Consider the following 14,061-nt stretch of genomic DNA (forward strand, 5'->3'; position numbering starts at 1 on the left):
GACTCCCAAGGATCATGACGAGCGGGGCGAGGTGCGGGAAACAGCGCCAGGGGCGAAGTACGAGGCCCGGCAGCACGCGGGCAGCAACTCGGCAGAGACCGTGTAAAACGTTCTTCACAGCGAGTGGGCAACACCCTGCACCGCCCCTCCGCCACCGTCAAGACACAAGCGGGTAACACCGTAGTGATGAACGAAAGGCTTGACGGGTGGCGGGGAGTAGCGTGTAGACCGTTATACCTACGACTACTCACTTCGGGACGTGGACCATGGACGGGGCTTCCGCAGCCAAGCCGAACAAGCGCGTGACCATCACCGATGTCGCCCGGCATGCCGGGGTGTCCACGGCCGCCGTCTCCAAGGTGATGCGCAATGCCTACGGCGTGAGCGAGGCCATGCGGGAGAAGGTCCAGGCGGCCATCGCCGACCTGGGCTACCGTCCGCACGCGGCGGCGCGAGGGATGCGCGGGCGGACCTACACCATCGGTGTACTGCTGGACAACGTCCGCAACGCGTTCTTCGCCGACATCCTCGACGGCATCCGGGACGAACTCCGCCACACCGACTACACGGTGCTGATCGGCGCGGCCGGCTTCGACCCCGAGGAACAGGCCAGGACCATTCGTTCCCTGGTGGACCGGCAGATGGACGGACTGATCCTCATTGCCCCGGGGACACCGCGCGCGGAGGTGCTGGACACGGCCGCTTCGACGCCGACCGCGGTCATCGGGCACCACGACGCCTCGGACACCTACGACTCGGTCGTCGACGCCGACGACCTCGGCGCCGGTCTGGTGGTGGATCACCTGGTCTCGCTCGGCCACCGTGACATCGCCCTGGTCTCGGCCCCGGGCACCCGGGCCAACAAGTGGAAGCGCACTCCGGAGACCGTGCTGAGCGAGGGCTATCTGCACGCGATGCAACGGCACGGACTCGACCGGTTCGCGCGGGTCCACCACACCGCCTATTCCGACGACGGCGGCTTCAAGGCGGGCATGACACTGCTGACGGCCGACCGTCCGCCGACCGCCGTGATGACCGGTGCGGACGTCGCCGCACTGGGCGTCTACCGCGCGGCGCACGAACTCGGGCTGCGCATCCCCCGGGACCTGTCGCTCGTCGGCTACAACAACACCGCGCTCGCCGCCCTGGCCCCCGTACAACTGACCAGCGTGGACCAGGCGGGGCACACCATGGGCTCCGCCGCCGCCCGGATGCTCGTCGAGCGCGTCGAAAGCCGAAGGGACAGAGCCATGCAGACCACGATGACCCCCCGTCTGGTGGTGCGCTCCACCACCGGCGCTCCGCAGGGACGCTAGACCGTGGACCGGCGACCGACCGCCGCTCCCCCAGCTCACCGCGAACGTGGCTCCGACGGAGCGACGGCGGTGGCCGGACCTGTCGACCGCCCACGTCCCCGGGTCGGCATCAAGGACGTTGCGCGGGAGGCAGGCGTCTCGCTCGGTACCGTCTCCAACGTCCTCAACCGGCCCGAGATCGTGTCCGAGGGAACGCGCTCGCGCGTCCTGGAAGTGATCGACTCCCTCGGCTACGTCCGGGCCGAGGGCGCCCGGCAGTTGCGCGGCTGGGCCTCCCGGGTGATCGCCGTCATGGTGCTCGACATGGCGAACCCGTTCTTCACCGCACTCGCCTCCGGGGTGGAACAGGCCGCCCGTGAGGCGGACCTCGGCGTCATGGCCTGCACAGGCGCCCACGATCCGGCCGAGGCGGCACGTCACCTGTCGCTGATCACTTCGCACCAGGTCCGCGGTGCCGTGCTGGCCTCCGGCGAAGGAGTCGGGCGCACCGTCGCGGCCTTCCGCCGCAACGCCGTGCCCTTCGTCGTGGCCGACCAGTACGCGCCCCAGCCCGCGGCATGCTCCGTCGGCATCGACGACGTGGTGGGCGGACGGGCCGCGGTACGGCACCTGCTCGAACGGGGCCACCGCTCCCTCGCCTACGTCAGCGGCCCCGACCGCCTCCAGCAGGTGAGGGACCGCCGCCGCGGCGCCCTCACCGCGATCAGCGAGTCCGGCCTGCCGTCCACCGCGCTGAGAGAACTGTCCTGCGACACCCTCACCGTGACGGCCGGCAAGGACGCCGGGCACCGCATCCTCGGCCTGCCCGAGCGACCCACCGCCGTCTTCTGCGCCAACGACCTGCTCGCCCTCGGTGTCCTTCAGGCCCTGTACGAGGCCGGTCTGAGAGTGCCGGACGACATCGCCGTGGTCGGGTACGACGACATCGAGTTCGCCGCGTCGGCCGTGGTACCGCTCACCTCGGTGCGACGACCGGCATCCGCCATGGGACGGCAGGCCGGCCGACTGCTCATCGAGGACACGGCCCACGGAGTCAGGCACACGCACCGCCACGTCGTGCTGCAACCCGAACTGGTCGTACGCCGGTCGACCATGGCGGCTCCCGCTCGCTGAGCGGGTCGGCTCGGGGCCGTGGGGAGCGATGACGGGTACGGCATGGAAAACGAGCACGGCGAAACTCCGGCCGACGGTACGGGAGGGTCGACCGCGGAGACGATGATCATCTCCGGCTGTCGGATAGAGACGTCGAGCAAGAGCGCACCGACGGGCCCCGTCCGAGCATGCGTCCTGCCGGCCGGCCCTGCCCACCCCCACCGTCATTCACTTCACGGATAAATTCCATCCATAACGTGAATAGGGCCCTCCGTTCACGTGCGGGGCCTCGCTCATCCCACGGTCTCGTCGGCCATCCGCCTGCCGACCCGGGCGGCCGTCTCCCGCAGCCAGATGTGCGCCGCGTCGTGCGTGTGCACCGGGTGCCACCACAACGCCTCCCGCAGCGGCACCGCCTCGTAGGGCGGCTCCACCACGCGCACGGCGGCGAGTGGCGCGAGGAGCCGGGCCAGGCGGGCCTGGATCAGGGCGATGCGCCGGGTTCCGCTGACCAGCAGCGGCATGATCTGGAAGCTGTCCACGGAGACCTCGACCCGGGGCTCGATGCCCAGCATGCCGAGCTGGCGCACCGCCGGGGCGTCGTAGGTGCGCTGGTAGGTCACCCAGGGCAGCCGGGCCAGGTCCTCCCGGGTCAGCCGGTCGTCGACGCTCGGGTGATCGTCGGCGACGAGGAAGACCCACCGGTCCTGGTAGAGGTCGGTGGCCGGGAAGTCGCTGATCACACCGTGCGGCATGAGCAGACCGTCGGTGGTGCTCAGCAGAGTGTCCGTGGCATCCACCACGGTGTTCGGCGTCTGCGCGAAACGCAGCCGGATGCCGGGGGCCTCCTGATGCACGACCCGGGCGAGTTCGGCGCCGAAGACGGCGACCGCGTAGTCGGACGCCACGAGCTTGAACTCACGGCTCTCCTTGGCCGGGTCGAAGTCCGCCTGGCTGGCGAAGAGACGTTCCAGCAGGTCGTAGGCGGTGGACGCGCGGTCGAGGAGGACCTGCCCGAGGGCGGTGAGTTCGTAGTGGCCGCCGACCCGGGCCAGCAGGTCGTCGTCGAAGTGCCGGCGCAGGCGGGAGAGCGCCGCGCTCATCGCCGGCTGGCTGAGACCGACGCGCTGTCCGGCGCGGGTGACGTTGCGCTCTTCGAGGAGAGCGCGCAGGGCGACGACGAGGTTGAGGTCCAGGCGACTGAGATTCACGGCGGCTTTTCTCGTTTTTCGGCGGTGACCTGCGGAAATTCGACTCATGGATGACTGTCATCCACGGAATCTATTTCCCTGATCGCGGGTGGCGAGTCCAGATTAGTGCCATCGCAATCAGGAGGACATGTCCGTGAAACCTGAAGCCGCGTCCGCCCTCTTCGCCGGACCCTTCGCCCTCGCCACCCTTTCGGCCCTCGACGGGGCCGCCTTCCCTGCTCTCGTCACCTCCAACGCCCAGGTGATCGACCTGCGGGACGCCCTGGACGACGCCGACCTGAGCGTGCGGGACCTCCTGGACGACTGGGAGGCTGTGCTGCCCCGGTTGACGGCCCTGGCCGGCGACAGCGCGCCACGACGCGCGCCCCTGGCGGACTTCCGGGTGCACGCACCGGTCGAGCCGCGCCAGGTGTTCCAGTCCGGCGCCAACTACCGGCAGCACGTCATCGACCTGCACGTCGCGCACCGCGCGCCCGGTGACGACCGGCCGGAGGCGGAGCGGCGCGCGGAGGCAGCCGAGATCATGGACCGCCGGGCCGCCGAGGATCTGCCGTACGTGTTCATCGGGCTGCCGAGCGCGATCACCGGTCCCTACGACGACGTCGTGCTGCCGTCCTGGGCGAAGAAGCCCGACTGGGAGCTGGAACTGGCCGCGGTGATCGGCCGCCCGGCCCACCGGGTGTCCGTCGAGGAGGCCCTGGGCCACGTCGCCGGCTACACGATCGCCAACGACCTGACCGACCGCGCCACCGTCTTCCGCCGGGACATGCCGCAGATCGGGACCGACTGGCTGCGCAGCAAGAACGCCCCGGGCTTCACGCCGCTCGGACCCTGGATCGTGCCCACCGCCTCGATCGCGAACCCGGGCGACCTGCGCCTCACCCTGAAGCTCAACGGCGAGACCATGCAGGACGAGTCGACCAAAGACATGATCTTCGACGTGGCGCGGATGGTCTCCTACGCCTCGCAGACCGCCCGCCTCCTGCCCGGCGACCTGGTACTCACCGGCTCCCCGGCGGGCAACGGCATGCACTGGGGCCGGCTGCTGCGCGACGGTGACGTCGTGGACGGTTCCATCACCGGGCTCGGTGCCCAGCGCACCCGATGCGTGGCGGAGGCGGCTCGATGACGCTGGACCGCACCGACCCCGAGGGCTCGATCGCCCGGACCGCGAAGGCGTGCTCCAACTGGAACCGCTGGGGCGAGGACGACGTGCTCGGCACGCTCAACTTCCTCGACGAGGCCAAGCGCCGCGAGGGCGCCGCCCTGATACGGCGGGGTACTAGTTTCTCCCTGTCCCAGCGCTTCGACATCGACGGCCCGCAGAAGGGCTGGCGCAAGCGCACCAATCCGGTGCACACCATGCTGGACACCGGCACGGACGCGGCCCTCGGCAACCAGGGCCTGCCGCACGGCATCGGCGGCGCCGACGACGTCATAGCGATGCCGTTGCAGTGCTCCACCCAGTGGGACGGGCTCGGGCACATCTTCGACCACGGCAAGGCGTGGAACGGGCGCCCGGCCGAGAAGGTCGTCACCTCCGACGGCGACCAGGTCACCGGCATCGAGCACATGGCCCCGCACGTCGCCGGACGCGGAGTGCTCCTGGACGTCGGCCGGGTCGTCGGTGAGGACGGTGAGCTGCCGGACGGCTTCGCGATCACCGAGGAGCACCTGGCCGCGACCGCCGAGGCGCACGGTGTGCGGGTGGGGCGCGGCGACATCGTCCTCGTCCGCACCGGCCAGCTCGCCCGGGTGCGCCGCGACGGATGGGGCGACTACGCCGGCGGGCCCGCGCCCGGGCTGTCGTTCACCACGGCGGGCTGGCTGCACGGCAGCGAGATCGCCGCGATCGCCACCGACACCTGGGGCTTCGAGGTCCGCCCGAATGAGTTCGAGCACGCCTTCCAGCCGCTGCACCAGGTCGCCATCCCCCACATCGGCCTGCTGATCGGCGAGATGTGGGACTTGGACGCCCTGGCCGAGGACTGCGCGGCCGACGGGGAGTACGCCTTCTGGCTCACCGCCGCACCCCTGCCCATCACCGGGGCCGTCGGCTCACCCGTCAACCCGATCGCCGTCAAGTAACCAGCGGAACAAGGGAGTTCCCCATGAGCAAAGCCCGTAAAGTCCTGGTGATCGGCGGGGGCGCGGCCGGCAATGCCGTCACGATCCTGCTGCGCCGCGCCGGGTACGCGGTGGACCTGATCGAGGCCAAGGACGACTGGAACGCCACCGCCGGCTCCGGCATCACCCTCCAGGGCAACGCCCTGCGCGTCCTGCGCGAACTCGGCGTCTGGCAGCAGGTGGAGGCATCCGGATACGGCTTCGGCTCGGTCGGCATCACCGCCCCCGACGGCACCGTCCTGCACGCCCAGGACGACCTGCGCACCGGCGGCGACGACCTGCCCGCCACCGTCGGCATGCAGCGCCCCCGGCTCCAGCAGATCCTCATCGACGCCGTGCGCTCCAGCGGCGCCACCGTCCGCCTCGGCACCACCGCCGAGATCCTGGACCAGGACGCCGACGGCGTCGCCGTGCGCCTCAGCGACGGCACCGAGCACCGCTACGACCTCGTGGTCGCCGCCGACGGCCTCGGCTCCGCCACCCGCGCCGCGATCGGCATCACCAACAAGCCGGAACCGACCGGCATGGCCATCTGGCGCATCGCCGCCCCGCGTCCGGCGGGCGTCGTCCGTACCGACCTCGCATACGGCGGCCCGGCCTACATCGCCGGCTACTGCCCCACCAGCGAGACCACCCTGTACGCGTACGTCGTAGAGGCCAACCGTGACCGCGCGTCGATCCCACCGGAGTCGTACGCCGACGAGATGCGGCGCCTGACCTCCTCCTACGGCGGCCACTGGCCGGAGATCACCGAGCACATCACCGACCCGGCGAAGGTCAACTACACCTGGTTCGACCGGCTGCTGGTCGAGGGCTCCTGGCACCGCGGCCGGGTCGTCCTCGTCGGCGACGCCGCACACTGCTGCCCGCCCACCCTCGCCCAGGGCGCCGCACTGTCCCTGGAGGACGCCTGGGTGCTCGCGCAGATGCTGACCGGGACCGACGACTGGGACGACGCGCTGTTCCAGGCGTACCACGACCGGCGGATCGCCCGCGTCCGCCCGGTCGTGGAGGCGTCCGTACAGATCGGGCAGTGGCAGCTCGACGGGGTGCGCGACGCGGATGTGCCCGGCCTGATGGGCCGCACCATGACCATGCTCCGGGAGTTGCCGTGACCGCCGAGAACACGGCTCTCGTGAACGCCACCGCCGTGAACACGCCCACCGTGGACGTGCACGCCCACGTCCTGCTGCCCGAGGTCGAGGCGCTCGTCGCCGGCCTGCCCGGGCACGCCGAGGCCAAGGAGCTGGACGCTCGGCGCAACGGCCCCGCCTCCCTCGCCGTCAGCGGCCCCATGGTGCGCGAGCGCATCCCCCGCCTGACCGACCCCGCCGTGCGCCTGGCCGCGATGAACGCCCAGGGCGTCGACGTCCAACTGGTCTGCCCCTCCCCGTCGCACTACCACTACTGGGCCGACGAGGACACCGCCGAGAAGCTGTACCGGCTCGCCAACGAGGCCACGGCCGCACACTGTGCAGCCGCCCCCGACCGACTGCGCGGACTCGGGCTGGCCCCGCTCCAGCACCCGGAGCAGGCGGTCCGGGCCCTGGACCACGCCCTGGAGCAGGGCCTGGCCGGGGTGGAGATCTCCAGCCACGCCCCGGGACGCGAGCTGTCCGACCCGGCCTACGAGCCCTTCTGGGCCCGGGCCGGGGAGACCGGCGCGCTCGTCTTCCTGCATCCCTTCGGCTGCACCCTGGACGAGCGGCTGGACCAGTGGTACCTGTCCAACACGGTCGGCCAGCCCACCGAGAACGCCGTCGCGCTGTCCCACCTGATCTTCTCCGGGGTGCTCGACCGCCACCCGGAGCTGAGGCTGATCGCCGCGCACGGCGGCGGCTACCTGCCCACCCACATCGGCCGCTCCGACCACGCCTGGTCGGCCCGCACCGACGCGAGCGCCGGCTGCGCGCACCTGCCCAGCAGCTACCTGAAGCGGCTGTACTTCGACTCCCTCGTCCACGACCCGCACGTGCTGCGCGAGCTGATCCGGGTCGCCGGCGCCGACCGGGTCCTCCTCGGCTCCGACTTCCCCTTCGACATGGGCACCGAGGACCCGGTCCGCGCCCTGCGCGCCGCGCGCCTGTCCGACGCCGACTTCCACGCCGTCCGGGGCGGCAACGCCGCCGCCCTCCTCCGGAAGGACTGACCATCATGCGCCTGCTCACCCACCTGCGGCACGTCGACCTCGCCGTGCCCGACTACGACAAGCAGCTCGACTTCTACGCCGGCGTCTGGGGCCTGACCAAGGTCGCCGAGGACTCCGGCATCTCCTTCCTGGCAGCCGAGGGCTCCCCGGAGCAGTACGTCGTGCGGCTGCGCAAGGCCGAGGAGAAGCGCCTCGACCTCGTCTCCTACGGCGCCGCGTCCCCCGCCGACGTCGACACCCTCGCCGAACGACTGCTCGCGGGCGGCGTGCAGCTGATCTCCCGGCCGGGCAAGGTCGACACCCCCGGCGGCGGCTACGGCTTCCGCTTCTTCGACGTCGACGGCCGCACCATCGAGGTCTCGGCCGACGTCGAGGTGCGGCAGCACCGCAAGATCGAGGAGAAGGAGGCCATCCCGGTCAAGCTCTCCCACGTCGTCCTCAACAGCCCGGACCTGAACCGCACCCGCGAGTGGTACGAGCGCCACCTCGGCTTCGCCCTCTCCGACACGCTCAGCTCCCCGCACATGGGCGAAGTCATGCACTTCATGCGGATCAGCAACCAGCACCACTCCATGGCCCTGGCGAAGGGCCCGCACACCTCGCTGCACCACGTCTCCTTCGAGATGCGCGGCATCGACGAATACATGCGCGGCTCCGGCCGGGTCATCCGGGCGGGCTTCAAGAAGGTCTGGGGTCCCGGCCGGCACATGGCGGGCGACAACACCTTCACGTACTTCCTCGACCCGCACGGGAACACCGTCGAGTACACCACCGAGCTGGAGTGCCTGGACGAGGACACCTGGCACCCCCACGTCTACGACTTCTCCCAGCCCGAGGTCACCGACCAGTGGGGCACCGCCAACCCAATGAACGAACTCGTCGCCAAGGAGTCCTTCAACGACCCCGACCGCGGCGTGTTCGTCGCCCCGCCGGTCTGATCCGCTCCCCGTACGCCGGGGACGCGGCAGCGGTGTCCACGCCCTGACTCCCACCGCCGCGTCCCCGGCCCCACTCGCCCCCTTCCTCACCCCCCACGGCTCCCGCATCAACGACGATCGAAGGAACCGCCCCGATGACCCCTCGCACGACCCCGCTGTCCCGTCGCGGCCTGCTGGCCGGCGGCGCGGCCGCCACCGCGCTCGCCGTCACCTCGCAGGCCGCCGCCGAGCCCCGCACCGAGCCTCAGGACAAAGTCCGGCCGGGAAAGGGCACGGTCGTGCACCTGCTGGGCACGGCGGGCGGCCCCCCGCCGTACGGCGAGCGCATGGGTATCGCCTCCGCCGTGACCGTCGGCACCGATACCTACCTGGTGGACTGCGGCCGGGGCGCCGTGAGCCAGTACCTGCGGGCGGGACTGTCGATGCCGTCGCTCAAGGGGATCTTCCTCACCCACCTGCACGCCGACCACATCGTCGACTACTTCGACTTCCCGCTGCTGTGCGCCGGCGTCATGCCGCCCCAGCCCGGACTCGGCGGCATCGTGCGCGTATGGGGGCCGGGGCCGAGCGACACGGTCACCGCGGGTCCCGTCACCCCCGAACAGCCCGCGCCCGGCATCGTCGAGACCACCCGGCGCGCGAACGCCACCTTCGCCGCCTCCACCAACGCCTTCGTCGCCGAGGGCTTCGGCATCGACCCCGTGTCCATGCTCGACGTGACCGAGCTGTCGGCGCGGCCTGGCACGGTGGTGACCGTCCTCGAGACGGCCACCGTGAAGGTGACGGCGACCAGGGTCCCGCACGGCAACATGTCCCCCGCGTACGCCTACCGGTTCGACACCGCGGACGGCTCCGTCGTCTTCTCCGGCGACACCAGCCGCAGTGACGACCTCATCGCGCTGGCCCGCGGCTGCGACCTACTGGTCCACGAGGCCGTCGACGCCGCGTGGTTCGAGGAGACCGGCCTGCCCGCCACCGTCGTCGAGCACATGCGCGAGGTCCACACCGACATCGCAGAGGTGGGCGGGATCGCCGCCGCCGCGGGGGCGCGCCAAGTGGTCCTCAGCCACCTCGCGCCGGCCGACCCGACCCAGTTCCCCGACCGCGAGTGGGCCGCGGCGGCCCGCGCCTCCGCCCGGGCGGCCGGTTACCGGGGCCGCGTCACCGTGGGCCACGACCTCATGCGCATCCCCCTCTCCTGATCACACTCCGCTGGAGCCGCACCATGCGTTTCGCCGCATACGAACACCGACACCACCACCGGGTGGCCGTCGTGGAAGAGGACGGCACCCTCTTCCCCCTGCCGGGCGTCACCTCGCTCACCGCACTGATCCAGCAGACCGACGGGCTCCCCGGGTTGCTCGCCGCCGGCGCCGCGGCCCTGGACGTACCCCCGGGCCCGCATGTCTCCCAGGTCCGGCTGCTGCCTCCGCTGCAGCCCGCGTCCGTGCGGGACTTCGTGACCTTCGAGGAGCACGTGGAAGGGGTGCGCAGGTCCGTGGAGGGCACCGGCGGCGTCCCCGAGCAGTGGTACGCGGCCCCGACCTTCTACTTCACCAATCCGCACGCGATCTACGGCCACGGGGACGACATCCCCGTACCCCCCGGTTCGGCCGTGCTCGACTTCGAACTCGAAGTGGGCGCCGTGGTCGGCCGGGAGGGCCGCGACCTCACCGCCGAACAGGCCCGCGACCACATCGTCGGCTACACCGTCTTCAACGACTGGTCCGCGCGGGACCTCCAGGGCGCGGAGATGAGGGTGGGCCTCGGCCCGTGCAAGGGCAAGGACACCGCCACCACCCTCGGCCCGTACCTGGTCACCGCGGACGAGCTGGAGCCCTACCGGGACTCCGAAGGATTCCTGCGCCTGGCCCTGACCGCCGAGGTCAACGGCGAGAAGGTCGGTGAGGACCTGCTGTCCCACATGAGCTGGACCTTCGAGGAGATGACCGCCTACGCCTCCCGTGGCACCCGCGTCGTCCCCGGTGACGTCCTCGGCTCCGGCACCTGCGGCAACGGCGGCTGCCTCGCCGAACTGTGGGGCCGGCGCGGAGAACAGACCCCGCCGCCGCTGAAGCCCGGCGACACCGTCACCCTCACCGTCGAGGGCCTCGGCACCCTCACCAACACCGTCGTCCCCGGCGTCGAGCCCGTCCCCCTCCCCACAGGCCGGCGCCGCTCCCGGGAGCGGCCGTGAGCGACCTGCACCCCAAGAGGCTGCTCGGCAAGGTCGTCGTCGTCACCGGCGCGGCCCGGGGCCAGGGCGCCGCCGAGGCCGAGGCGCTCACCCGCGAGGGCGCCCGGGTCATCGCCACCGACGCCACCGAAGCTCCGGGCTGCCGGCGCCTGGACGTCACCCGCGAGCAGGACTGGGCCGCACTCGCCGCCGAGCTGCAGGAGGCATACGGGCAGGTGCACGGCCTGGTCAACAACGCCGGCATCACCTGGCGGGCCCGCCTCGGCGGCGTACGCCCCGAGGACATGGCCCGCGTCCACGCGGTCAACGTCACCGGACCGCTCCTCGGCATCCAGCACCTTGCCCCGCTCATGCCGCCCGGCTCCTCGGTCGTCAACGTCGGCTCCTCTGCGGCCTTCACCGCGCACTACCCGGTCGCCTACACGACCAGCAAGTGGGCGCTGCGCGGCCTGTCGAAGACCGCCGCCCTGGAGCTGGGCCCGCGCGGCATCCGCGTCAACACCATCCACCCCGGCTACATCGAGACGGAGATGACCGCGTCCGCCGCGCCCGCCTTCCGCGAGGCCAACCTCCGCGAGACACCGCTCGGCCGCACCGGCACCGTCGACGAGGTGGCGCCCCTGGTCGTGTTCCTGCTGTCCGACGACGCGTCGTTCATCAGCGGCGCGGAGATCCCGGTGGACGGCGGCATGACCGCGCACGGCGGCGTCAAGTCCGTCTCCGACGCCCTTCGGGAGGGAGCGCCGTGAAGCGACTGGACGGCAAGGTGGCGCTGATCTCCGGGACCGCGCGCGGCCAGGGCCGGGCCGCCGCGCTGCGGTTCGCCGCCGAGGGCGCGCTCGTGGTCGGCGGCGACCTGCTGCACGAGGAGGCCGCGGAGACCCAGCGCCTCATCGCCCGCGAGGGCGGCACCGCCCTCATCCCCGGCCCGCTCGACGTCACCGACGAGGAGGCCGTCCGTGCCTGGGTGGACGAGGCGGTGGACGCGTTCGGCGGCATCGACATCGTGTACGCCAACGCGGGCGCCGTGCGGTTCGGCGCGATCGACAGCCAGCCGTACGAGGACTTCGCGTTCACGATGCGGGCCGAGCTGGACTCGCTGTGGCTGACCGCGCGGGCGGCCTGGCCGCACCTTCTGCGCAGCCGCGGCTGCGTCCTGACCGTCGGCTCGACCGCGGGACTGACCGGTTCCCTCACCAACCACCGGACGGCCCATTCGGCATCGAAGGGCGCCGTCATCGCACTCACCCGCCAACTGGCCGCCGAGGGAGCACCGCACGGCGTCCGGGTGAACTGCGTGAGCCCCGGGATGATCGACACCGAGGGCTCGCGCGACAACCTGCTCGCCGACGACCACCCGATGAACGACATCTGCGGTCACATCCCGCTCGGGCGGCTGGGCCACCCCGACGACGTCGTCAACGCGGCCGTCTTCCTGGCCTCCGACGAGGCCGCCTACATCACCGGCGCCAACCTCGTAGTGGACGGCGGCTGGTCCGCCGTCCTGCCCGGCGCCCCGAACCGAAAGGCAGTCCGCACGTGAACAAGGTCCGCGCCGGCGCCGCCGAAGCGGTCGCCGACATCCCCGACGGCGCCTCACTCGCCGTCGGCGGCTTCGGCCTCAGCGGCGTCCCCGAAGTCCTGATCCGCGCCCTGTACGAACGGGGCACGAACGGCCTGAAAGTCGTCTCCAACAACTGCGGCGTCGACGGCCGGGGACTCGGCATCCTGCTCTCCTCGGGCCGCATCGCCCGAGTGACCGGCTCCTACGTCGGTGAGAACAAGGAGTTCGCCCGCCAGTACCTCGGCGGAGAACTGGAAGTGGAACTGACCCCGCAGGGCACGCTCGCCGAGCGGCTGCGCGCCGGCGGCGCGGGCATCCCCGCCTTCTACACCCCGGCCGGCGTCGGCACGCAGGTCGCGAACGGCGGGCTGCCGTGGCGCTACGCGCCCGACGGCACCGTGGCCGTCGCCTCCCCACGCAAGGAGACACGCGACTTCGCCGGCCGCCCGTACGTCCTGGAGCACGGCATCACCACCGACTTCGCCCTCGTACGGGCCTGGCGCGGCGACCACCACGGCAATCTCGTCTTCCGCCGGGCCGCCGCCAACTTCAACCCCCTCGCCGCCATGGCCGGCCGCGTCACCGTCGCCGAGGTCGAGGAACTCGTCGAACCGGGCGCGCTCCGACCCGATGAGATCCACGTGCCCGGGATCTACGTTCAGCGGGTCGTGGCGCTCACCGCGGGCCAGGCAGCCGACAAGCCCATCGAGAAGAGGACCGTACGCCCATGAGCTGGACCCGCGACCAGATGGCCGCCCGCGCCGCCGCCGAACTCACCGACGGCTCCTACGTCAACCTGGGCATCGGCCTGCCCACCCTGATCCCCGGCCACCTCCCGCCCGGCGTCCACGTCGTCCTCCATTCCGAGAACGGCATCCTCGGCACCGGCCCCTACCCCACCGAGGACGAAGTCGACCCCGACCTGATCAACGCCGGCAAGGAAACGGTCACCGTCCTGCCCGGCGCTTCCTTCTTCGACTCCGCGCTCTCCTTCGGCATGATCCGCGGCGGCCACATCGACACCGCCGTCCTGGGCGCCATGCAGGTCTCCGCCCGCGGCGACCTCGCCAACTGGATGATCCCCGGCAAGATGGTCAAGGGCATGGGCGGTGCCATGGACCTCGTCCACGGCGCACGCCGCGTCATCGTCCTCATGGAACACACCGCCAAGGACGGCACCCCCAAGATCGTCGACGAGTGCGCTCTCCCCCTCACCGGCGAGCAGTGCGTTCACCGGATCATCACCGACCTCGGCGTCCTCGACGTCACCCCCCAGGGCCTCGCCCTGGTCGAAACCGCACCCGGCGTCACCGTTGAGGACATCACCGCCCGCACCGGCACCGCCCTGAAGGCGGACAGTGTCTCCGCCGCGTGCTGACCGGCGGTCGGAAGAGTTTCTCCACGATCCATTGACACGGGGGAAACACTCTCAGAATATATTCCGTACACCAATGATTGGTGTACGGA

General features: G+C 71.4%; 14 protein-coding genes. 13 read left to right on the plus strand and 1 reads right to left on the minus strand.

The genetic code is table 11. The annotated features are described in order from the left end of the window. The first annotated feature begins 266 nt into the window (after positions 1–266). Both ORI94_RS07775 and ORI94_RS07780 read left to right on the plus strand, forming a co-directional pair. Positions 267–1,316 (plus strand): LacI family DNA-binding transcriptional regulator, encoded by a 1,050-nt coding sequence (locus ORI94_RS07775; protein WP_266073639.1) that lies wholly within the window; start codon positions 267–269, stop codon positions 1,314–1,316. A gap of 69 nt (positions 1,317–1,385) precedes the next feature. Then, positions 1,386–2,429 carry a LacI family DNA-binding transcriptional regulator gene (locus ORI94_RS07780; RefSeq protein WP_266073640.1) on the plus strand — a complete coding sequence of 348 codons (1,044 nt, stop codon included), beginning with the start codon at positions 1,386–1,388 and terminating at the stop codon, positions 2,427–2,429. 272 nt (positions 2,430–2,701) lie between these two features. On the opposite strand, the gene ORI94_RS07785 is transcribed toward ORI94_RS07780, so the two are convergent. Continuing rightward, the gene (locus ORI94_RS07785) at positions 2,702–3,619 is read right to left on the minus strand and encodes a LysR family transcriptional regulator (RefSeq protein WP_266073641.1); all 918 of its coding nucleotides are present in this window, start codon (positions 3,617–3,619) and stop codon (positions 2,702–2,704) included. A gap of 127 nt (positions 3,620–3,746) precedes the next feature. Between ORI94_RS07785 and ORI94_RS07790 the strand changes: the two genes are divergently transcribed. The 11 genes from ORI94_RS07790 (at position 3,747) to ORI94_RS07840 (ending at position 13,972) form a co-directional block, all read left to right on the plus strand. Next, the gene (locus tag ORI94_RS07790; protein ID WP_266073642.1) at positions 3,747–4,748 is read left to right on the plus strand and encodes a fumarylacetoacetate hydrolase family protein; all 1,002 of its coding nucleotides are present in this window, start codon (positions 3,747–3,749) and stop codon (positions 4,746–4,748) included. Next, the gene (locus ORI94_RS07795; protein WP_266073643.1) at positions 4,745–5,707 is read left to right on the plus strand and encodes a cyclase family protein; all 963 of its coding nucleotides are present in this window, start codon (positions 4,745–4,747) and stop codon (positions 5,705–5,707) included. The genes ORI94_RS07790 and ORI94_RS07795 overlap by 4 nt, the downstream gene beginning before the upstream one ends. Positions 5,708–5,730: 23 nt before the next feature. Beyond that, the gene (locus ORI94_RS07800; protein ID WP_266073644.1) at positions 5,731–6,861 is read left to right on the plus strand and encodes an FAD-dependent oxidoreductase; all 1,131 of its coding nucleotides are present in this window, start codon (positions 5,731–5,733) and stop codon (positions 6,859–6,861) included. Positions 6,862–6,896: 35 nt separating this feature from the next. Further along, on the plus strand, positions 6,897–7,895 hold the full coding sequence (locus ORI94_RS07805) for an amidohydrolase family protein (RefSeq protein WP_266073854.1): 999 nt from the start codon (positions 6,897–6,899) through the stop codon (positions 7,893–7,895). Between the two features lie 5 nt (positions 7,896–7,900). Further along, positions 7,901–8,833: a VOC family protein gene (locus tag ORI94_RS07810; RefSeq protein ID WP_266073645.1), complete on the plus strand. Its 933-nt coding sequence runs from the start codon at positions 7,901–7,903 to the stop codon at positions 8,831–8,833. 134 nt (positions 8,834–8,967) lie between these two features. Continuing rightward, positions 8,968–10,035 carry an MBL fold metallo-hydrolase gene (locus ORI94_RS07815; RefSeq protein ID WP_266073646.1) on the plus strand — a complete coding sequence of 356 codons (1,068 nt, stop codon included), beginning with the start codon at positions 8,968–8,970 and terminating at the stop codon, positions 10,033–10,035. Between the two features lie 23 nt (positions 10,036–10,058). After that, entirely contained in the window at positions 10,059–11,030 is a 972-nt protein-coding gene (locus ORI94_RS07820; RefSeq protein WP_210984949.1) for a fumarylacetoacetate hydrolase family protein, read from the plus strand. Continuing rightward, the gene (locus tag ORI94_RS07825; RefSeq protein ID WP_266073647.1) at positions 11,027–11,779 is read left to right on the plus strand and encodes an SDR family NAD(P)-dependent oxidoreductase; all 753 of its coding nucleotides are present in this window, start codon (positions 11,027–11,029) and stop codon (positions 11,777–11,779) included. Before ORI94_RS07820 ends, ORI94_RS07825 begins: the two co-directional genes overlap by 4 nt. After that, complete coding sequence (locus ORI94_RS07830) at positions 11,776–12,573, plus strand: SDR family NAD(P)-dependent oxidoreductase (protein WP_266073648.1); 798 nt, start codon at positions 11,776–11,778, stop codon at positions 12,571–12,573. The genes ORI94_RS07825 and ORI94_RS07830 overlap by 4 nt, the downstream gene beginning before the upstream one ends. Beyond that, positions 12,570–13,325: a CoA transferase subunit A gene (locus ORI94_RS07835; protein WP_223780751.1), complete on the plus strand. Its 756-nt coding sequence runs from the start codon at positions 12,570–12,572 to the stop codon at positions 13,323–13,325. Before ORI94_RS07830 ends, ORI94_RS07835 begins: the two co-directional genes overlap by 4 nt. Continuing rightward, a complete protein-coding gene (locus ORI94_RS07840; protein ID WP_266073649.1) occupies positions 13,322–13,972 on the plus strand; it encodes a CoA transferase subunit B in 651 nt (216 codons plus the stop codon). Before ORI94_RS07835 ends, ORI94_RS07840 begins: the two co-directional genes overlap by 4 nt. The last annotated feature ends 89 nt before the right edge of the window (positions 13,973–14,061 follow it).

The organism is Streptomyces sp. NEAU-W12, assembly GCF_026242095.1.
Taxonomy (GTDB): domain Bacteria; phylum Actinomycetota; class Actinomycetes; order Streptomycetales; family Streptomycetaceae; genus Streptomyces.

Bases quoted from the DNA above. Each gene is read 5' to 3' on its own strand.
- ORI94_RS07775 (WP_266073639.1), top strand. From the start codon at position 267: ATGGACGGGGCTTCCGCAGCCAAGCCGAACAAGCGCGTGACCATCACC.
- ORI94_RS07790 (WP_266073642.1), top strand. From the start codon at position 3,747: ATGTCCGTGAAACCTGAAGCCGCGTCCGCCCTCTTCGCCGGACCCTTC.
- ORI94_RS07795 (WP_266073643.1), top strand. From the start codon at position 4,745: ATGACGCTGGACCGCACCGACCCCGAGGGCTCGATCGCCCGGACCGCG.
- ORI94_RS07800 (WP_266073644.1), top strand. From the start codon at position 5,731: ATGAGCAAAGCCCGTAAAGTCCTGGTGATCGGCGGGGGCGCGGCCGGC.
- ORI94_RS07810 (WP_266073645.1), top strand. From the start codon at position 7,901: ATGCGCCTGCTCACCCACCTGCGGCACGTCGACCTCGCCGTGCCCGAC.
- ORI94_RS07815 (WP_266073646.1), top strand. From the start codon at position 8,968: ATGACCCCTCGCACGACCCCGCTGTCCCGTCGCGGCCTGCTGGCCGGC.
- ORI94_RS07820 (WP_210984949.1), top strand. From the start codon at position 10,059: ATGCGTTTCGCCGCATACGAACACCGACACCACCACCGGGTGGCCGTC.
- ORI94_RS07840 (WP_266073649.1), top strand. From the start codon at position 13,322: ATGAGCTGGACCCGCGACCAGATGGCCGCCCGCGCCGCCGCCGAACTC.